Here is an 18,556-nt window from a genome sequence, read left to right as displayed (position 1 = left end):
CACACTGGCCCCATGACACCGAGCGACACCTTCACCCCCGCGGCCGGACGCTTCGCCCTCGGCCTCTACGACCCCATCGTCTCGCTCACCCGCGAACGCCTGTGGCGCAGCCTGCTGGCCATGCACGCCGCCGCCCGCCCCGGCGACGTCATCGTCGATGTCGGCTGCGGCACCGGCTCCTTCGCCGTCCTCCTCCACCGCGCCGAGCCGCAGGCCACCGTCATCGGCGTCGACCCCGACCCCGCCGTGCTGAGCCTGGCCCGCCGCAAGGCCGCCGCGGCCGGCGCCACCCCCGACTTCCGCACCGGCCTGGGCGACGCGGTGGCCGAGGTCGTCGGCGACGAAGCGGCCGACACCGTCGTCTCCAGCCTCGTCCTCCACCAGTGCCCCGTTCCGATGAAGCGGGCGATCCTCGCCGCCATGCACCGCACCCTGCGCCCCGGCGGCAAACTGGTGATCGCCGACTACGGGCGGCAGCGCACGGCGGCCATGCGCCTGGCCTTCCGGATCGTCCAGTTCGCCGACGGGAAGCAGGACACCCAGCCCAATGCCGACGGCATCCTGCCCCGCCTCATCGCCGAGGCGGGCTTCGAGGGCGTGCGCGAGACGGACACCGTCGCGACGGTGACCGGTTCGATGTCCCTCTACACCGCGCGCCGCCCCGCCTGAGCGGCCCCGCCCTCCGCCCCGCGCAGTGCGGGCAGCACCTGCGAGGGCGTCAGCCCGGTCAACTCCCGCATCCACCGCGTGAAATGGGCCTGGTCGGCGAATCCGCCCGCGAACGCCGCCTGCGCCGGCGAGCACCCCTCGCCGAGCGCCAGCGCCGCCCGGGACAGCCGCTGCCAGCTGCGCCAGCGCGCCAGTGGCACCCCCAACTGCCGCCGCGCCAGGGCCCGCAGGCGCTGCGGGGACAGCCCGACGCGCGCGGCGAGGCCCTCCAGCGGCTCCTGGTGGTCGGCCAGCGCCGCCATGGCCGCGCGCAGCCTCGGGTCCAGCCCGGTGGCGGGCAGCCCGCCGTCCGGCCGTACCTCCCGCTCGGTCAGGCCGTGCCACTGCGGGGCGACGGTGACCCCTTGCCCGCAGCCCGTGCGCAGCCGGTCGGCGAAGGCGCAGTGCGGATCCACGTAGAAGGTCAGCACCTCCCGGGTCGGGGCCATCCGGTGGCGCACCATCGGCGGCACCACGAGCGCGGGGCCGCGGTGGCGCCGCCCGGTGTCGTCCTCGATGGCCACCGTGCGGGCGGCGCCCGCGACGGCGACCTGGAAGGTGGTGTGCCGGTGGAAGGCGCTGTCGGCCAGCGGCCCCCGGTACAGCGCGTACCCGGGGCCGACGGCGAACCGCGGGCCGGTCCCGCTGCCGCTGCTCACCGGTCCGCCTCCCGGACCTGGGCGGCCAGGCGGACGGCGGCGTACGGTACGGCGGCCAGACCGAGCAGGGCCAGCACGATCCAGAACGGGACGGCCGCCAGGCTCGGCCGGCCGGTGACCATCCGCCCGCCGTCCTCCAGCCAGGCCCGGACCTCCTGGCCGTCCGGGTAGGGCTCGTCGACCGGGCGCTCCTCGCTGAACTCCTGTCCGTCCACGCTCCAACGGTAGGTGCAGCCGTACGTCTTCGAGCCCAGACCGCCGCCCTCCACCGGCCGCTGGCCGGTCGCCCGGCAGTGCGTCACCACCGCCGCGACGCCGCGCGGCTCGTGCGCCCGCACCTGGACGGTGTGGACGGCCTGGGCCGTCGCGAACGCCGTCCCCCACACGGCCGCGAGCAGCACCACCGCCCACGCGCGGACCGCCGCGTCCCCGCCGCCTCCCGCCCGCCGGGCCGCTCGTCGGCCCGGCCGGACCGAGGCGGCCGCGCCCACCGCCAGTGCGGCGGCGCACAGCCACAGCGGCCCCGCGCCCACCGGCCGGTCCAGCGACCACGCCCACACCACCGGCGCTCCGGCGGCGGCCGGCGCCGCGAGCGCCACCACGGCCGGCCACGCCCGCCAGCGACCGGATTCCCCCCTCGTCACGGCACGTCCCCCCTTTTTCCCGTCCTTCTCCCCGTCCTTGCCCGTTCTTGACGCCGCCCCGGCCCCGCGGGCGCGCCTTCGTGCCGAGCGGTGACGGGACCGCGACATCGTCACGGGCCGCCCGGGCGGGAGGAGGCCATGTTCGAATCGATGTGTCGACACAGTGTCATCACCGCAGGACAGCGCCCATTGCGGTTCGATCACGGTGTGTCCGATTCGTCGAACATTGGGGGAAAGTGTGGCGGTTAACTGTTTTGGCAGCGGTGTCGGCGGCCTCTCATAATTCCTGCCGACACGCGTGACGGAATTCCCGGAGAACCCGCTGGGGCAGTGGTGCCCGCGAGGGGCCCGCGCGTGGGATTCCGCATTCTTCCTGGGGGGATTTCCTTGCCCGAGCCTGAGCCCGAGAACGAGGGCGCCGCCGCCGCACCTCCGGCACCGGCCGAGCCGGCCGCCGCGCCGCCCGTGCCGGCCGCCGCGCCCGCACCGGAGCCGGCAGCGCTGCCGACGCCGACCGCCCCGCCGGAGCAGACCGCCGCGCCGGAGCCGACCGCCCTGCCGCAGCAGGCCCCGCGCCGGCTGCCGCGCGCCGTCGGCGTCGCGCTGGCCACCGCCGGCCTGCTCGCCGTCACCGCGGCCAGCGCCGCGGTGACCGTCGCCGTCGGCAAGCCCGCCGCCCGCTCGGCCGCGGCCGCCCCCGCCCCGTCGAGGGTGGCCGCGAGCGCGAGTGCGAGTGCCACCGCGAGTGCCACCGCGTCCGCGACGCCCTCGGCCGCGCCCGTCCCGGTGCCCACCGCCGCCCCGGCCGAACCCGCCCCCGCCAGCACCGTCAAGGGCACGGTCAAGAACGGCCAGCACGAGGGCGACCTGCGCTACTTCCTGCTCCCCATCCCGGCCGGCGGCGAGTCCTACGGTCCCGCGGACGGGATGACCATGACCAACGACGACGTCGCCGCGCTCTTCGGCAAGCAGGACGGCATCATGGACATCCTCGGCTCGTACGGCTACAGGAGCGGCGCGACCCGGACGTACCGGACCGCCGACGGCAAGGCCGAAGTCACCGTCACCCTGCTGAAGTTCGGCTCCACCGGTGCGGCACGCGACTTCGTCAAGGGCTACGAGGTCAAGTCGCTGAGCCCGTTCGACATCGACGGCGACCCGGGCGGCCACGGCTACCTGCAGGCCCCCAAGCAGCAGGCCTACACCGGATCGATGAGCGGCATCTCCAGTCAGGGCGACGTGCAGTACACGGTCGACGTCGACGTGAAGGGGACGCCCGACAAGGCGCTGCTGAACGAGCTGATGAAGCGCCAGCGCGAGTGGCTCACCACTGGCGGCTGAGCCAGGCTCCGACCGCCCGCCCGATGCCGCCCCTTCCTCTTCCCCCTTCTCTGGAGCCACTTCCGTGACCACCGAACCCGCGGAGCCGGCGCCCGCCGCGCCCGCCGTGCCCGCGCCTGCCGTGCCCGCGCCTGCCGTGCCCGCGGCCGCTGTTCCGCCGCCGCCGCCCGCCGCCCCGCCGGCCGCGCCCGCTGCGCCGCCCGTCGCGCCCGTCGCGCCGGAGCACGGCGAACCCGCCGTCCCCGCCGAGCCGTTCGCGGCGGAGCCCGCCCCCGCCCCGCGCGCCCCGCGCCGCCCCCGCCCCGTGCTGCTGGGCGCCTGCGCCCTGGTGCTGGGCACCCTGGCCGGCGGCGGCATCGGCTACGCCGTGCAGGCCCAGCGCCCGCCCACGCCGCTGCCGCCGCTCCAGGTCGCCCACCCGTCCTACCCGGCCGGCACGGTCGACCCGGCCGCCCTCGCCGCCGAACAGCCCAAGCCGCTGGCCATCGACGGCGACCTGACCAAGCTGCTGATCACCGTCCCCGAGGGCAGCGCCCCCTGGGCGGACTTCGCGGACAAGCCGAGCTGGGTGTCGATCGGCGAACTCGCCGAGGAGAACGGCAACGCGGCCGGCACCTTCAAGGAACTCGCCTCCAACGGCTTCCGCCGCGCGGCCGAGGTGGCCTGGAAGAAGGACGACGTCCGCTACCGCGTCACGCTGACCCAGTACACCGCGGACCACGCGGACCAGGTGCGCTCCGTCACCTTGCCGGCGTTCGCCGACGGCGCTCCCGGCGGCTACAAGGTGGACGCCGCGCCGCACCACTGGGCCGACAGCAACGAGCAGTACTACTTCGGCGAGGCCGTCGCCAAGCGCGGCCCGCTGGAGATGAAGGTCGAGGTCTTCGGCCCCCAGCCGGTGAACCCCGACACCCTCAAGGACCTCGCCAAGCGGCAGTGGGAGCGGCTGGTATGAACGACGACACCGTGACCGCCGCCGCCCCGGGCGCGCCCGAGCCGGCGCCCGGCGCCCCGTCCGCCCTGACCGGCCCGCCCATCGGATCCGTTCCGCCCGGCGGGTCCGTTCCGCCGCTCGGGTCCGTCGACGCGGCATCCGTCGATCCCGCCGCATCCGCCGCATCCGCCGCATCCGCCGCACCCGCCGGTCCGAGCCCCGCCTCCCGCCGCCTGCTGCGCGCGGGCGCCGCGACCGCCGCGGCCGCGCTGGTCGGCGTGGTCATCGGCGTCGGCATCATCAAGACCCGGTACGACGACCCCGCGCCGGTCACCGTCGCCGCCCCGTCCACCGGTCCCACGCCCACCGCGACCGCCACGCCGTACGGCGCCAAGTCCAACGGCAGCCACTTCGGCTCGCTGCGCGACCTGCTGCTGCCCGTCCCGGCCGGCTACCGGCCCGGCCCGGACGACGGCGGCTACGGCAACGACACCGAGCTGGGCGGCGAGCAGCTGGCCGCCGAGCTGGACGCCGACCTCCAGCAGCTCCCCAAGGAGAAGCGCGACAAGATGCGCTCCTACTGGGAGAGCATGCACGTCAAGGCCACCGGCGTGCGCACCTACCGCGCCGACGGGGACGACCTGGTGATCGGCCTGAAGCTGCGCCAGTTCAACCAGCAGGAAGTGCAGCGGATCAACGAGTACACCGCGGTCTTCACCGGCGACACCGGCCTGTTCCGGATCGGCCCGGCGATCCCCGGCCACCCCGAGGCGCACTGCTACCTGATGCCGGCGCCGCCGTCCGCGCCGATCGACTACCTGGAGTGCTCGGCCGCCGAGGGCGACCTCCTGGTGATCATGAGCGCCGAGGGCGTGGCACCGCTGCCCAAGGACAGGATCGTCGCCCTCTTCACCGCCCAGCTCGACCGCCTCGCCCGCCCGGGAGCGTCCGTATGACCGACCACGCCACCCCGCCGCCCGCGCCCGAGAGCGCGCCCGCGCCTGCGCCCGGGAACGTCCCCGCGCCCGAACCGCAGAACGCGCCCGCGAACGCGCCGCAGAACGCGCCCGATCCGCTCCTGGCGGCGCTCGCCGCGCCCGTCGCCGTCCCCGAGGACCCGGCCGTCCTCGCGGAGCGGGAGGCCCGCCGGGCCCTGCGCCGCAAGGCCGCGGTGCGCTGGGGCGGCGCCGCCCTGGTGTTCGTCCTCGCCGGCACCGGCACCGCCCTGGCCGTCACCGCGCCCGAGCGCACCGACCTGCCGGGCCTGGCCACCGCGAGCGACGGCCGCTACACCTTCGCGCCGCTGACCCTGCCGCCGCTGCCGGCCGGCAAGAACGCCCCGGACGACAAGGGCAAGTCCCTGCACCACGCGGACCTGCGCCACCTGCTGCTGCCCGCGCCCAAGGAGGCCGGCGGTTCGCTGACCCCGCCCGTCTTCCCGGCCCCCGGTGCCGGTGCCGTCCCCTCGGGGTCGTCCACCGCCTCGGGGTCGCCGACCGCCTCCCCGGAGCCCTCGGCCTCCGCCGGCGCGCCCGCCGCCGGCTCCGGGTTCGGCCAGTGGGTGCCCTGCGACGCGCTCGCCGAGGACCAGCAGGACCCGGTCAAGGTGCGCGTCCTGCTGCTGGAGGACGCCTGCCGCGCGGCCACCGTCCGGGAGTGGACGGCCTCCGACGGCACCCGCACCCAGATCCGGCTGCTGCGCTTCGGCTCCGTGCGGGAGTCCTGGGGGGCCTTCGCCGACCTGCGCTCCAAGGGCCGCCCCAAGGCCGCCGCCGACACCAGGAGCACCCCCCACGACGACTGGGACACCTTCGACGGCATGAGCCTGACCACCGTGGAGTCCACCACGGCCGGCTCCAAGGGCGCCCCCACCGCCCGCGTCGCCTACCTCTCCGCCGCCGACGTCCTCGCCGTCGTCACCATGACCAACCCCGCCGGCGTGCCCACCGCGCCGTTCCGGCAGGTCGTCACCCTCCAGGCGGACCTGCTGTCCTGACTCCGCCTCAGCGACCGGGCCGGTTCCCCCCGGGGAGCCGGCCCGGCCGTCCTCCCGCGCGCCTTCTGGGACAGGATCGGGATATTTCCCGCACCGGCCCGTGAACGACCCCCGCGTACGGTGATCACGCATCGGAGAACGCACCGCCGAAAATCGACAGCAGGAGAACCCATGCGCAAGCGCCGCCTCGTCCTCACCGCCGCCGCCGTCGCGGCGATCGCCGCCACCGCCACGGCCTGCGGACCGGACAACAGCGACACGAGCGCCGCTCCCGCCGCCACCGGCCCCGCCGCCACCGGGCCCGCAGCACCCGCCGCCGCGCCCACCACGGCCGCCCCGGCCGGCGCCGCGCCGACGAAGACCGCCCCGCCCAAGTCCTCCCCGGCCCCCTCCGCCCCCTCCGCCGACAAGAGCGGGTACGGCCAGGCCTGCGGCGCCAACGACCTGGACTTCACCGCGAAGACCGAGAGCCAGGCCGGCGGCTACATCCTGATCAGCGCCAAGGCCAAGCAGGGCATCACCTGCACGCTCCCCGGCACCCACCCCGTCATCGCGTTCGGCTCCGGCGGCATCGAGGCCGGGCCCTTCGAGCACGGCACCGGGGAGGCGATCACCCTGAGCGGCGCCAAGACCGCCTACGCGGGCATCATGGCCAAGACCACCAAGGGCAACCAGGCCGTCCAGTACACCGACGTCATCATCGGCATCGGCACCCCCGACCCGAACCCGGCGAGCGTCCCCGTCGGCACCACTCCGGTCGACAAGCCGGTCGTCACCAACTGGCACACCCTGCCCAAGGACGCCGTCCCCGCGAACTGACGCCACGTCACATCGGCGCCGGTGAAAGCTGGATGACGGTGGACTGCCGTCGGCCGCCGGTGTGCTGACGGTGCGGCCCGGCACCTTGGAAGAGGTCCTGCCCCATCTCTTCCAGGGAGCGCACATGACGATCACCATCCGGCCGGGAAGCACCGTGATGTTCACCGGCGACTCGATCACCGACGGCCGGCGCCGGGAGAGCGAGGACGGCCTCGGAACCGGCTACCCGCTGCTCGTCGCGGGCGAGTGGGGCCACCGCTACCCGGACCGGCCGGTGACCTGGCTGAACACCGCGAACGCCGGCGACAAGGCGATGGACCTGGAGGCCCGCTGGCGCACGGACGTGCTCGACGCGCGCCCGGACGTGGTGTCGATCCTCGTCGGGATCAACGACACGGGCTGGCACACCCTCGACCCGCAGGGGTACCCGATCCCCGCGGAGCGCTTCGAGGCGACCTACGACCGCCTGCTCGCGCCCCTCGCCGAGGCGGGCACCCGACTGGTCCTCGTCGAGCCGTTCCTCGTGCCGATCCGCGGCGTCGTCGAGGCCGGCGACGCGGTGCTCATCGGTGAGAAGGAACGCGAGCAGTGGCGCGCCGACCTGGACCCGAAGATCCAGGCCGTGCGCAGGCTCGCCCGCCGGTACGGCGCCCAACTGCTCGCCGCCGACGGCAGGTTCGCCGAACTCGGCGCGACGACCCGACCGGAGCACTGGTCCGCGGACGGCGTCCACCCGACCCCGGCCGGTCACGCCGCACTCGCGGCCGCCTGGCTGCGCCTGGTCGCCTGACCGGGCCGGGAGCACGGTCCCGGCCCGACCGCCGGGCCCTGCCGTCACCCCCGCAGCCTCGCCGCCACCGGGCGGTGGTCGCTGGGGGTGGCCGGGAGGGTCCAGGTGCCGGTGGCGGCGAGGCCGCGGGTGAGCACGTGGTCGATGCGGACCAGGGGGAACGCGGCCGGCCAGCTGAAGCCGAAGCCGCTGCGGGCCGGGGTGAGACGGCGGGCCAGCGGGGCCAGGGCGCGGTCGTCGGCGGCGGTGTTGAGGTCGCCCAGCAGCACGACCCGGTGCAGCGGTTCGGCGTCCAGGGCCCCGGCGAGGGCGGCGATGTCGCGGTCGCGGTGGGCGGTGGCGAAGCCGGAGAAGGTCGTGCGCACCGAGGCCAGGTGGGCGACGTACACCGCCAACGGCCCGCCCGGGGCGCTGACTTCGGCCCGCAGGGAGCGGTTCCAGCCGGGGTCGATGACCAGCCGCCGGGACTCCGTCACCGGGTAGCGGCTCCACAGGGCGACGGTGCCGGTGCGGGCGTGGTGGGGCAGTGCCCGGTCCAGCACGCTCCGGTAGGCGGGCAGGGCCGCGTCGGTGACCTCCTCCAGCGCGACGAGGTCCGGGTCCGCGGCGAGCAGCGCCCGGGCGGTGCCGGCCGGGTCCTGGTTGGCGGCGTTCACGTTGTGGGTGACCACCGTCAGGCCCGGCCCGCCGGCCCCGCCCGCCGGGGCCCCGCCGGACAGCAGCAGCGGCCCGAACACCGCCGCCCACACCGCCACCAGCACCCCGCCCGCGCAGGCCGCCGCCGGTGCCCGGCGCAGCGCCGCGCACAGCAGCGCCGCCACCGCCACCAGGCCGCTCCACGGCAGGGCGCTCTCCCACAGGCTGCCCAGGCCCACACCGAGCTCCGGCACCAGCCGGTGGCCGCCCAGGGCGAGCGCGGTGAGCAGCCCGAGCGCGGCGGGCACGCGCCCGCGCCGCCACCGGGGCACGGCCCGCCACGCGGGTGCGGCTCCCCGCCCCGGTGCGCCCGGCCCCCTCGACGCGAGGAGCCGCTTCAGTGCGATCAGCCACTTCGGCGCGGCCGGCCACGTCGGTGCGGCCCGTCGCCGCCGGCGCGGCGGGCCGGGCCGGGCGGGCGTCTCGGACGGGACGGACGGTACGGACGGTACGGACGGCACGGAAGACGTCACGGCGCGCCCCCTCACCCTGCGGCGTCCGGCAGCGGAGCCGGGCAGGTCCCGCCCGGCGGGGTGAGCAGTTCGAAGTGCCAGATCTCGTTGGCGTACACCTGGCACAGCCCGTACCGGGCGCCGTTCTGGATCAGCCAGTAGTCGGCGCTGGTCGGGCCGACGTCCACCGCCTTGCCGCTGACGTGCGCGGACTTCTCCGGGGTGTTGACGAACTTGCGGGCCTGCTCCAGGCTCCCGTACTTGACCACCCCCCGGTCCAGCAGCCGCTGCTGGTAGGCCTTGCTGCGCCAGCCGGAGGTGACGGTCATCTCGATGCCCCGGGCCCGGGCGTCGACGGCCGCCCGCTGCAGGGCCTCGAGCAGCGGCCCGTCCAGGTTGCCCACGGCGGGGGAGTCGGTGTCGGAGGGGGTCAGCGTCCGGCCGTCGGGTATCTCCCCCTCCGCCTCCGCCGACGCCTGCGTCGTGGCGGGCGAGGCGGTGACGGGCTGGGCGGTGACGGTGGACGCCAGGGTGCGCAGGACGGCCTCGGTGCCCGGCGGGTCGGCGGCGGCGCACGCCCCGGCCAGGGTCAGCACCGCCGTCGCGGCGGCGCCCGCGGCCAGCCGCCGCCGTCCGCTCCGCGCCGCCGTGCCCGTGCCGGTCCCCGTGCCCGTGCCCGTCCCCGTCGGGGTGTCCGTCGTGTCCATTCCTGCCTCCCGGTGTTGCTCGTCCGTTGCCGGACCATTGGAGGAGAACCGGTGTTGCGAGGACGTCTGCGCAGGCCGATACGTTTTCGATAGGTCCCATCGGGTCCAATGGGTACGAACAGCGAAGAGCTAGGGAGAACAGCACGTGCGGGTCCTGGTGGTGGAGGACGAGATCTACCTCGCGGAGGCGGTCCAGGCGGGCCTGCGACTGGAGGCGATCGCCTGCGACATCGTCACCGACGGCGACGCGGCGCTGGAGCGCCTGGCCGTCCACAGCTACGACGTCGTCGTCCTCGACCGCGACATCCCCGGCACCCACGGCGACGACGTCTGCCGCAGCATCGTCCGCGGCGGCCTCGGCTGCCGGGTCCTGATGCTCACCGCCGCCGCCCGCCTGAACGAGAAGGTCGCCGGCTTCGAACTCGGCGCCGACGACTACCTCACCAAGCCCTTCGACCTCGCCGAACTCGTCGTACGGCTGCGCTCGCTGGCCCGCCGCCCGGCCCAGGCCGCCCCGCCCGTCCTGGAGTACGCCGGGCTGCGCCTGGACCCCTTCCGCCGGGAGGTCTACCGGGACGGCCGCTACGTGGGCCTGTCCCGCAAGCAGTTCGCCGTCCTGGAGGTCCTGATGGCGGCGCGCGGCGGCGTCATCAGCGCCGAGGACCTGCTGGAACGCGCCTGGGACGAGAACGCCGACCCCTTCACCAACGCCGTCCGCATCACCATCTCCGGCCTGCGCAAACGCCTCGGCGACCCGTGGGTGATCCAGACCGTGCCGGGCGTGGGCTACCGCCTCACCGACCCCTCCACCGACCCCGGCCAGGAAGGCACCCCGCGGTGAACCCCGACCCCGGCCCCGACCCCTCCGACCCCTCCGACCCCTCCGGCCCCGGGCCCCGCACGGGCGGACGCCGCACCGGAAACCGCCCGCGCCGCCTGACCGCCCGGATGCGCCTGACCCTCAGCTACACCCTCTTCGCCGTCACCGCCGGCCTCCTCTCCCTCGCCGTGGTCTACGTCGGCATGCGCTACGTCCCCAACTACCCCCTCACCTCCTCCAACCCGCGCTACCGCTCCGACGCCCCCTCCCGCCAGGAGATCCTGGACTCGCTGCTCAGGGCCAGCGGCTACGCCCTGGCCCTGCTGACCGCCGTCGGCCTGATCGGCGGCTGGCTGATCGCCGGCCGGGTGCTGCGCCCGCTGCAGGACATCACCCGCGCCGCCCACCGCGCCGCGAGCGGGGCCCTGGAACACCGCATCGCCCTCACCGGGCCGCGCGACGAGTTCACCGACCTCTCCGACGCCTTCGACGAGATGCTGGCGCGCCTCCAGCGCTCCTTCGAGGCCCAGCAGCGCTTCGCCGCCAACGCCTCCCACGAACTGCGCACCCCGCTCGCGATCACCCGCACCATGCTCCAGGTCGCCGCCGCCGACCCGGCCGGCCAGGACTGGGGCCGCCTCGTCACCCGCCTCCAGGACACCAACCAGCGCGGCATCGAGATCAGCGAGGCCCTGCTCCAGCTCGCCGACCTCGGCCACGCCCCGCCCGACCTCGCCCCCACCGACCTCGCCGCCGCCACCGGCGAGGCGCTGGCCGCCGTCCGCGACGAGGCCGAGGCCTTCGGCATCACCCTCACCGCAGACCTGCGCCCCGCCCCGACCACCGGCAACCCCGTCCTGCTGCGCCAGGCGGCCGTCAACCTGCTGCACAACGCGCTGCGGCACAACCTGCCGCCCGGCGCCGGCGGGCGGGTCACCGTCGCCACCGGGGCCGACCCCGAGCGGCCCGGCCGGGTGCACCTGACCGTCACCAACACCGGCCCGCGGCTGACGGAGGAGGCCGTGGCCACCTTCACCGAACCCTTCCTGCGCGGACGCGGGCGCACCGCCGGGACCGACCCGGCCCGCCGCGGCCACGGGCTGGGCCTGGCGATCGTCGCCGCCGTCACCGAGGCCCACCACGGCGAACTCCACCTAGCCCCCGACCCGGCCGGCGGCCTGCGGGCGACCCTCGCCCTGCCCGGCCCGGCCGCCGACCGGGAACGGCCCGGCCCGCGCGCAGCCGGATGACCGGAAAAAGATCCCTCCGCCCGCCCGTCACATCCCCGGGCCGGGATCCGTCGGTGAGGTGACAGCGACCGACAGCCGGAAGGACCGCACCGTGCTCACCGACCTCATGTACGTGACGCTCTACGTCACCGACCAGGACCGCGCCCTGACGTTCTGCACGGAGCAACTCGGCCTGGAGAAGCGCATCGACTTCCCCAACCCCGGCGGACGCTTCCTCACCGTCGGCGTCCCCGGCACCCCGGTCGAACTCCTCCTGTGGGCGCTGGACCGAGGCCAGGCTGGTCTCGCACAGAATGGAGCGCGCCGAGGTTCCGGCCGTGATCCGGGACGGCAGCCGCGGGTGCGGTCCGACCGGGCGAAGGGCGGTTCCCGCTCCTCGCCGGGCCCGGTTCAGGCATAGGGCCGGAGGTCGTCGCGGTGGGCGGTGCCGCTGCCGTCGGGCCGCCAGGAGCGGCTGTGCCGGGCCAGGGTCCAGGTCTGCGGTGCCCGGCGGGCGGCGTCGATCCAGGCCGCGAGTTCGGGGAGCGCGCTCTGCCGCAGGAGGTGCCGGGCCGCGGCCCGTTCGGAGGCCGGGAGCGGGGCGACCCCGATCCGCACCGTGTACCACCACCGGGGGTGGATGCCGCCGCCGTGGTTGGAGGACAGGCCCGGCACCCACTCGACGTGCAGCGCGGTCCCGTCCTCCCACGGGCGGTTGCCGAACTCCAGGTGGGCGGCCTCCGCCTCCTGCGCGCCGAGGACGGCGCGGATGTCGGTCGGGGTGAGCGGCCACGACAGATCGCGCGGCAGTCGGCGGTTGCGGGCTGGCATGCGCCCGAGGATGGCAGACGTCCCGACCGAAGCGCATGCGCGTTTCGCCCCGGGGCGCTTCGGGCGGGCCGGGCTCAGGCGGGGCCGGGGAAGCGGTCGATGTTGTGCTCCACCCAGGTGCGCAGGTGCGCCAGCGGGACGCAGGCGTCCGCGCCCAGTGCGGTGAGGCTGTACTCGACCCGCGGGGGGACCTCGGCGTGGATCTCGCGGTCGACCAGGCCGTGCTCCTCCAGCCGGCGCAGGGTCTGGGTGAGCACCTTGGGGCTGACGCCCTGCAGGCGGGTGCGCAGCGCGCCGAAGCGTTGCGGGCCGTCCTCCAGGGCGCCCAGCGCGAGGGCGCTCCACTTGTTGGCCAGCAGGTCGAGCATGTCGCGGCAGGGGCAGGCCGCGGCGTAGACGGACCTGGGGTCGGTGCAGTCGGGGGCGTGGGTCCTCGTCGTACGGGTCGTCGTCACCCGCCGATGGTACCCATCGGGTACTGCTTCGGTACCCGATGGGTACCAATGGTCCTTGCGGGTAACCACCACCCCTCGCATACCGTCGCCGACGTGCCCGGACGGCGGTGCGCCGCCCATTCCTTCCGACGAGGAGATTTCTGATGCCCGAGACGACCACGACCCCCGGGACGGCCGCGATCCCCGCGACGATGCCCGCCGTCGCCTACCGCAGGAGCCTGCCGGTCGACGACCCGCAGAGCCTGCTCGACGTCGAGCTGCCCGTGCCCCGGCCGGGCCCGCGCGACCTGCTGGTGCGGGTGGAGGCGGTGGCCGTCAACCCGGTGGACCACAAGGTCCGGCAGAACGCCGACCCGGGCGGTGAGCCGCGGGTGCTGGGCTGGGACGCGTCCGGCACCGTGGTCGCGGTCGGCCCGCAGACGGAACTGTTCGAGGTCGGCGACGAGGTGTACTACGCCGGCGCCCTGGACCGGCCCGGCACCAACTCCCGCTACCACGCGGTGGACGAGCGCCTGGTCGGCCACAAGCCGGTCACCCTCTCCCACGCCGGGGCAGCAGCGCTGCCGCTGACCGCGCTGACCGCCTGGGAGGGCCTCTTCGAACGCCTCGGTCTGGGCACCGGCGGCCCGGAGCAGGGCGGCACCCTGCTGGTGACCGCCGCCGCGGGCGGCGTCGGCTCCCTCGTCACCCAGCTCGCCCGCGCCCTCACCGGCCTGACCGTGATCGGCACCGCGTCCCGCCCGGAGTCGGCCGACTTCGCCCGCCGCATGGGCGCCGACCACGTGATCGACCACACGCGCCCGCTCGGCCCGCAGCTGGCGAAGGCCGCCCCCGGCGGCCTCGACCACGTCTTCAGCACCGTCGCCACCGACCGCAACCTCGCCGCCTACGCCGAGGCCCTGAACCCCTTCGGCGGCATCGTCGCCATCGACGACTTCGACTCCCTGGACATCGGCGTCCTCAAGGGCAAGAGCATCTCCTTCCACTGGGAGTTCATGTTCACCCGCTCCCTGCACGCCACCGCCGACCGGGCGGTGCAGCACCGGATCCTCGACCGGGTCGCCCGCCTGGTGGACGCGGGAGTCCTGACCACCACCGCCACCCGCGACCTCGGCCCCGTCAACGCCGCCAACCTCCGGGCGGCCCACCGCCTCCAGGAGTCCGGTGCGGCGATCGGCAAGACGACCCTGACCGGGTTCTGAGCCGGTGCCCCGGCGCACCGGCCGGGTCGGGGCCCTCCTGGCCACCGGTGGCTGCGGCGGCGACGGCGGATCCGGTGAAGATCTGCCAAGCTGCTTCGGTGTTCGAATTTCGTCTCTGGCTCGCCGCACTCCCGGAACCCGTACCCGAGGCCGAGGCCCGCAGCTACTGGAACCTGAAGGACCTCCCCACCCCGAACCTCGACGGGGCGCTGAGGCGCGCGGACTACGTCTACGTCGGCGCCTGGCACGAGGGCCATCTGTCGGACGAGCCGCAGTCCGGCCGCTGCCCCGCCGTCAGGATCTCCAACTGGCTGTTCTACCGCGGGACCATCGACCGCTACCAGGCGCCGCTTCTCGACGCCCGGTTGCGGGACGAACTCATCGGGCTCCACCGGCCCCGCCCGGGTGACCTGCCGGCGGAGTCCACCGATGCGGAGACGATCGCCGCGTTCCTCACGGCGCACCTCGGCCGGCACCTGCTGCCCGAGGAAGCACCACCGGCCACGGCCTGACACGCCGACGGGCCCGACTGCCGCTCAGCCGACCGACCGGTCCTCCTGCCCGTCCGTCACGACCGGCAGGAGGCCGCGCTCGCCGAACACCTTCTTGGCGACGAAGGTCGCGTTCAGCGCCTTCGGGAACCCGCAGTAGACGGCGGAGTGCAGCAGCGCCTCGACGATCTCCTGCGGTGTCAGCCCGACGTTCAGCGAGGCGTTGACGTGGACCTCCAGCTGCGGCTCGCACCCGCCGAGCGCGGTGAGCATGCCCAGGGTGACCAACTGCCGCTCGCGCGGCGCCAGCCCGGGACGGCTGTAGATCTCCCCGAACCCCCAGGCGACCACCTGGTGCCCGAGCTCGGGGCTCACCTCGCCCAGCGACTCCACCACCCGCCGCCCGGCCTCGCCGTCGATCCGGTCGAGCACCTCGGCCCCGTGCGCGAAACGCTCCCGGCGGACCTCGGCCTCACTCGCGGACATGCTCATCTGCGCCGCTCCTCTCCCGTTTCCCGGCCGCCGACCACGACGGCGGCGACCACGGAAGGAACCGTAGAACTTGGAGTGCACTCCAATTCAAGTCGCCACGCAGCTCCACCTCAACAGGAAGATTTGCGGTCAGGACCCCCTGAAATGGCATCACCGCGCGCTACTGGAGCCGAAAGATTTCCTGTGGACCACGCACCCGACCGGACGGGCCGCGCTGCGCCGGGGTAGCGTTGTCCGTCCGTTCCCGGGTTTCGCGAGATGGAGCAGCCGTGTCCTCGAACGTCTTCCGCAGCGGCATCGGACAGCTGCTCCCCGATCAGGGGCCCGACGGGCTGAGGGTCTGGAGCGTGGCCCGGGCGCCCAGGAGCGCGCTGTACGGTGCCCCCGTCGAGGCCACCGTCCTGCTCGAAGGCACCGACGACCTCGACCGGGCCGATCTTCCCCTGGTCGGCGAGGTGCTCGGCAGGGTCGACCACTACATCGGGACGGGGATCCGCTTCGTGCGCGAGCAGGTGGAGGCCGACCCGGCCTTCTTCGGCCTCACCGAAGCGCAGGCGCGGCCCTACCGCGGCCTGCCCGTCGAGGACTTCCCACTGGACTGCCCGCAGCTCAACTTCTACCTCGACGAGTGGCACCTGCGTTTCGCCGAGGGTCGCCTGCCGATCTGCGACCCCTACGGCCTCGCGGTCGTGTTCGAAGGCCAACGGCCGGTGAGAGTGGAGGACTTGAGCGACGCCACGGCCGTGGACGACGAGGACGACGAGGACGCCGAGGACTCGGGGCGACAGGGGGCCTGAGCAGTCCCCGGTGCGCGCGTGGGGCGGGGAGCCGACCGGATCGGCTCCCCGCCCCACCCGCATGCGGGCGTCAGGCGCGGTGGTACGGGGCGGGGGTGGCGACCTCGCCGCCGAGCGCGGCGGCGGCGTGGCGGGCCCAGTAGGGGTCGCGCAGCAGTTCGCGGCCGATCAGGACGGCGTCGGCGTGGCCGTCGGTGAGGATGTCCTGGGCCTGGGCGGGGTCGGTGATCAGGCCGACGGCGGCCACCGGCAGGTCGGTCTCGCGGCGCACGGCCTCGGCGAAGGGCACCTGGAAGCCGGGCCCGGCCTCGATCCGGGCGTCGGGGACGATGCCGCCGGTGGAGACGTCGAGCAGGTCGACGCCGTGGGCCCGGAGCTCCTTGGCGAGGCGGACGGTGTCCTGCGAGGTCCAGCCCTCGCGGCCGTCCTGCGGGTTCTCGGTGATCCAGTCGGTCGCCGAGACGCGGAAGAAGACCGGCAGGTCCTCGGGCCACACCGAGCGGACGGCGTCGACGACCTCCAGCGCGAAGCGGATGCGGCCCTCGTAGGAGCCGCCGTAGCCGTCGGTGCGGTGGTTGGACGCGGGGGAGAGGAACTGGTGGACCAGGTAGCCGTGGGCGCCGTGGACCTCGGCGACCTGGAAGCCGGCGTCGAGCGCGCGCCGGGCGGCGTCGGCGAACTGCCGCACGATCTCGCCGATCTGCTCCTCGGTCAGCTCGTCCGGGGTGGTGTGGGCGGGGGAGAAGGCGTCAGCGCTGGGGCCGACCGGGGTCCAGCCGTGCTCCTCGTCCGGGGTGACGGGGCGTCCGCGGTCGATCCAGGTGCGCTCGGTGGAGGCCTTGCGCCCGGCGTGGGCGAGCTGGATGGCGGGAACGGTGCCCTGGCTCTTCAGGAAGTCGGTGATCCGGCGGAAGGCGGTGACCTGCGCGTCGTTCCAGATGCCGAGGTCGTACGGGCTGATGCGTCCTTCGGGGCTGACCGCGGTGGCCTCCGTGATGATCAGCCCGGTGCCGCCGGCGGCGCGGGCCGCGAGGTGGGCGAAGTGCCAGTCGGTGGGCACGCCGGCCGCGTCCCCGTTCGGGGCGGCGCTGTACTGGCACATCGCCGGCATCCAGATGCGGTTGGGGACGGTCAGCGACCGCAGGGTGAGCGGGGCGAAGAGAGAGGTGCTCATGTCGGACTCCCGGTGGGTCGGCCGGCGCCAGGACGCGGAGGCGAATCAAGGGCTGGTGTGCAACTTTTGCAGTTGCATTTACGTTCGCAAACAATAGTTGCGCACGCAGGGACTTGCAAGGGTTCTCCGTCGGGCCGGCCCCGCCCCGGGGTCGGCCACGGGGTTGGGTCCGGGATCGGGCCCGGGTCCGGCGGAAAACCCGTTGGCTTCGGCCGCCGGGCCCGCGATACTCACCCACCGGCGCCGCGCACGACCGCTCCCGGCGCCGGAACAGGGGAGTGCATGGAGTTCTTCGCGTGCGGGCGGTGCGGACACGCACTGACCGTGCCGCTGTCACGGGTCCCGTACCCCGCCTACGCGGGCTTCGGCTACGGCAACGGCCACCCCATGCCCGTCCTCATGGAATCGGGCACCTACGCCGTCGACGACCACCCCCGCAGCGCCTCCCGCTCGATCGTGATCGCCCCCGGCGACGCCCACGGCACCACCCTCGTCCAGCGGCGCGAACCCGGTGCCTGCTGCGGCATCGACGGCCGCAACGGCCCGAACGTCACCTGCGCCGGCTGCGGCCGGAAGGTCGCGACCAGGATCGACGACTGCTCGCTGTGGCAGGCCACCTGGCTGGAGCCGGACGCGGTGCGCCCCGTCCCCGCGGGCTCCGTCCGACCGGTCGCGGACTGGGCGGCGCTCACCCAATGGTGGTGCGCCGCCGAGCCGTTCGACGAGACGGGGCGGTGGGACCCGCGCTGGGAGGCGGAGTCGGCCGTGGTGCTCGCCCATCTGGTCGCCGCCGCGGACGGCTCGCCCGTCGTCCTGCCCGGCGGCCCCCTCGCCGAGGCCTTCCACGCGCTGCTCGACCAACTGCTCCCCCCGGGACGGGCGGCCGGGCGCCCTCCCCGGCGCGTGGCTCTGGCCGGTCCCGGCCTGCCGCTGCCCGGCCCGTTCCCGGACATCGCCGTGGTGCCACGGCACCCGCAGACCGGCGAGACCTGGCCGGTCCCCGCGGGCGTGGCCGCCGCACCGCTCGCCGTTGGCTTCTGGACCTACCTCGCCCACCACCGCGGACGCGTGGTCACCCCCGTCACCGGCCGGTTGCCCGCAGACGTGGAGCGCGACGACCTCCTGCCGCCCCACGCCTGGTGCGGCCCGCGCCCCCTGTGGCGGGCCTACCACGCCACCCTGGAACACCTTCGGGGCGCGGGGGTCGGCGGCTCATGACGGTGCGGTCGGTGCCGCCGGTGCCGGTGCGAGTCGGGCGGGCGCCGTCGGTGGTGCGGGAAAAGGGAGTCGGCGCTCCGTAACGCCCGACGGCGCCGCCC

General features: G+C 75.1%; 22 protein-coding genes. 14 read left to right on the top strand and 8 right to left on the bottom strand.

Features of this window, described 5'->3' with window-relative positions; all coding sequences use genetic code 11:
* The first annotated feature begins 12 nt into the window (after positions 1-12).
* Complete coding sequence (locus ACFVVA_RS24165; protein ID WP_387692503.1) at positions 13-669, top strand: class I SAM-dependent methyltransferase; 657 nt, start codon at positions 13-15, stop codon at positions 667-669.
* Here the strand turns inward: ACFVVA_RS24165 and ACFVVA_RS24160 are convergent.
* Both ACFVVA_RS24160 and ACFVVA_RS24155 read right to left on the bottom strand, forming a co-directional pair.
* The gene (locus ACFVVA_RS24160; RefSeq protein WP_387692502.1) at positions 645-1,367 is read right to left on the bottom strand and encodes a helix-turn-helix domain-containing protein; all 723 of its coding nucleotides are present in this window, start codon (positions 1,365-1,367) and stop codon (positions 645-647) included. The two genes, ACFVVA_RS24165 and ACFVVA_RS24160, sit on opposite strands and share 25 nt — an antisense overlap.
* Positions 1,364-2,011 (bottom strand): hypothetical protein, encoded by a 648-nt coding sequence (locus ACFVVA_RS24155; protein ID WP_387692500.1) that lies wholly within the window; start codon positions 2,009-2,011, stop codon positions 1,364-1,366. Before ACFVVA_RS24155 ends, ACFVVA_RS24160 begins: the two co-directional genes overlap by 4 nt.
* 387 nt (positions 2,012-2,398) lie before the next feature.
* Between ACFVVA_RS24155 and ACFVVA_RS24150 the strand changes: the two genes are divergently transcribed.
* From ACFVVA_RS24150 to ACFVVA_RS24125, 6 genes are all read left to right on the top strand, one after another.
* The gene (locus ACFVVA_RS24150; protein ID WP_387692498.1) at positions 2,399-3,352 is read left to right on the top strand and encodes a hypothetical protein; all 954 of its coding nucleotides are present in this window, start codon (positions 2,399-2,401) and stop codon (positions 3,350-3,352) included.
* 64 nt (positions 3,353-3,416) lie between these two features.
* Positions 3,417-4,307: a hypothetical protein gene (locus tag ACFVVA_RS24145; RefSeq protein WP_387692496.1), complete on the top strand. Its 891-nt coding sequence runs from the start codon at positions 3,417-3,419 to the stop codon at positions 4,305-4,307.
* A complete protein-coding gene (locus tag ACFVVA_RS24140) occupies positions 4,304-5,242 on the top strand; it encodes a hypothetical protein (protein WP_387692494.1) in 939 nt (312 codons plus the stop codon). Before ACFVVA_RS24145 ends, ACFVVA_RS24140 begins: the two co-directional genes overlap by 4 nt.
* Positions 5,239-6,282, top strand: a complete 1,044-nt coding sequence (locus ACFVVA_RS24135; RefSeq protein ID WP_387692492.1) for a hypothetical protein — start codon at positions 5,239-5,241, stop codon at positions 6,280-6,282. The genes ACFVVA_RS24140 and ACFVVA_RS24135 overlap by 4 nt, the downstream gene beginning before the upstream one ends.
* 171 nt (positions 6,283-6,453) lie before the next feature.
* Positions 6,454-7,101 (top strand): hypothetical protein, encoded by a 648-nt coding sequence (locus ACFVVA_RS24130; RefSeq protein WP_387692491.1) that lies wholly within the window; start codon positions 6,454-6,456, stop codon positions 7,099-7,101.
* Between the two features lie 124 nt (positions 7,102-7,225).
* The gene (locus ACFVVA_RS24125) at positions 7,226-7,891 is read left to right on the top strand and encodes a GDSL-type esterase/lipase family protein (protein ID WP_387692489.1); all 666 of its coding nucleotides are present in this window, start codon (positions 7,226-7,228) and stop codon (positions 7,889-7,891) included.
* Positions 7,892-7,935: 44 nt separating this feature from the next.
* Here ACFVVA_RS24125 and ACFVVA_RS24120 read toward each other — a convergent pair whose 3' ends face one another.
* Positions 7,936-8,835: an endonuclease/exonuclease/phosphatase family protein gene (locus tag ACFVVA_RS24120; protein WP_387692487.1), complete on the bottom strand. Its 900-nt coding sequence runs from the start codon at positions 8,833-8,835 to the stop codon at positions 7,936-7,938.
* Between the two features lie 236 nt (positions 8,836-9,071).
* A complete protein-coding gene (locus ACFVVA_RS24115; RefSeq protein WP_387692485.1) occupies positions 9,072-9,746 on the bottom strand; it encodes a M15 family metallopeptidase in 675 nt (224 codons plus the stop codon).
* Positions 9,747-9,891: 145 nt separating this feature from the next.
* Here ACFVVA_RS24115 and ACFVVA_RS24110 point away from each other — a divergent pair, with 145 nt between their 5' ends.
* From ACFVVA_RS24110 to ACFVVA_RS24100, 3 genes are read left to right on the top strand one after another with little or no spacing between them, the layout of a single operon-like run.
* Complete coding sequence (locus tag ACFVVA_RS24110) at positions 9,892-10,587, top strand: response regulator transcription factor (protein ID WP_387692483.1); 696 nt, start codon at positions 9,892-9,894, stop codon at positions 10,585-10,587.
* The gene (locus ACFVVA_RS24105) at positions 10,584-11,816 is read left to right on the top strand and encodes a sensor histidine kinase (protein WP_387692481.1); all 1,233 of its coding nucleotides are present in this window, start codon (positions 10,584-10,586) and stop codon (positions 11,814-11,816) included. The genes ACFVVA_RS24110 and ACFVVA_RS24105 overlap by 4 nt, the downstream gene beginning before the upstream one ends.
* Before the next feature lie 58 nt (positions 11,817-11,874).
* Positions 11,875-12,216 carry a hypothetical protein gene (locus ACFVVA_RS24100; protein ID WP_387692479.1) on the top strand — a complete coding sequence of 114 codons (342 nt, stop codon included), beginning with the start codon at positions 11,875-11,877 and terminating at the stop codon, positions 12,214-12,216.
* Here ACFVVA_RS24100 and ACFVVA_RS24095 read toward each other — a convergent pair.
* Positions 12,207-12,626 carry a hypothetical protein gene (locus ACFVVA_RS24095; RefSeq protein ID WP_387692477.1) on the bottom strand — a complete coding sequence of 140 codons (420 nt, stop codon included), beginning with the start codon at positions 12,624-12,626 and terminating at the stop codon, positions 12,207-12,209. The two genes, ACFVVA_RS24100 and ACFVVA_RS24095, sit on opposite strands and share 10 nt — an antisense overlap.
* Positions 12,627-12,700: 74 nt before the next feature.
* Positions 12,701-13,081, bottom strand: coding sequence for a winged helix-turn-helix transcriptional regulator (locus ACFVVA_RS24090; protein WP_387692475.1), 381 nt, complete (start codon positions 13,079-13,081; stop codon positions 12,701-12,703).
* A 191-nt stretch (positions 13,082-13,272) separates the two neighbouring features.
* On the opposite strand from ACFVVA_RS24090, the gene ACFVVA_RS24085 reads away from it, so the two are divergent.
* Together ACFVVA_RS24085 and ACFVVA_RS24080 are read left to right on the top strand one after the other, a co-directional pair.
* A complete protein-coding gene (locus ACFVVA_RS24085) occupies positions 13,273-14,283 on the top strand; it encodes a zinc-binding alcohol dehydrogenase family protein (protein WP_387692552.1) in 1,011 nt (336 codons plus the stop codon).
* Positions 14,284-14,381: 98 nt separating this feature from the next.
* Entirely contained in the window at positions 14,382-14,795 is a 414-nt protein-coding gene (locus tag ACFVVA_RS24080) for a hypothetical protein (RefSeq protein ID WP_387692473.1), read from the top strand.
* A 24-nt stretch (positions 14,796-14,819) separates the two neighbouring features.
* On the opposite strand, the gene ACFVVA_RS24075 is transcribed toward ACFVVA_RS24080, so the two are convergent.
* The gene (locus tag ACFVVA_RS24075; RefSeq protein WP_380636383.1) at positions 14,820-15,260 is read right to left on the bottom strand and encodes a carboxymuconolactone decarboxylase family protein; all 441 of its coding nucleotides are present in this window, start codon (positions 15,258-15,260) and stop codon (positions 14,820-14,822) included.
* A 275-nt stretch (positions 15,261-15,535) separates the two neighbouring features.
* Here ACFVVA_RS24075 and ACFVVA_RS24070 point away from each other — a divergent pair, with 275 nt between their 5' ends.
* Entirely contained in the window at positions 15,536-16,063 is a 528-nt protein-coding gene (locus ACFVVA_RS24070) for a hypothetical protein (protein ID WP_387692471.1), read from the top strand.
* 70 nt (positions 16,064-16,133) lie between these two features.
* Here ACFVVA_RS24070 and ACFVVA_RS24065 read toward each other — a convergent pair whose 3' ends face one another.
* Positions 16,134-17,237, bottom strand: coding sequence for an NADH:flavin oxidoreductase/NADH oxidase (locus tag ACFVVA_RS24065; protein ID WP_387692469.1), 1,104 nt, complete (start codon positions 17,235-17,237; stop codon positions 16,134-16,136).
* Positions 17,238-17,519: 282 nt separating this feature from the next.
* On the opposite strand from ACFVVA_RS24065, the gene ACFVVA_RS24060 reads away from it, so the two are divergent.
* Positions 17,520-18,455, top strand: coding sequence for a hypothetical protein (locus ACFVVA_RS24060; protein WP_387692467.1), 936 nt, complete (start codon positions 17,520-17,522; stop codon positions 18,453-18,455).
* The last annotated feature ends 101 nt before the right edge of the window (positions 18,456-18,556 follow it).

Source organism: Kitasatospora sp. NPDC058048 (assembly GCF_042885555.1).
Lineage (GTDB): Bacteria > Actinomycetota > Actinomycetes > Streptomycetales > Streptomycetaceae > Kitasatospora > Kitasatospora lactacystinica.
Note: the sequence above shows the minus strand (reverse complement) of the source record. Positions and strands in the feature narration are given on the sequence as shown.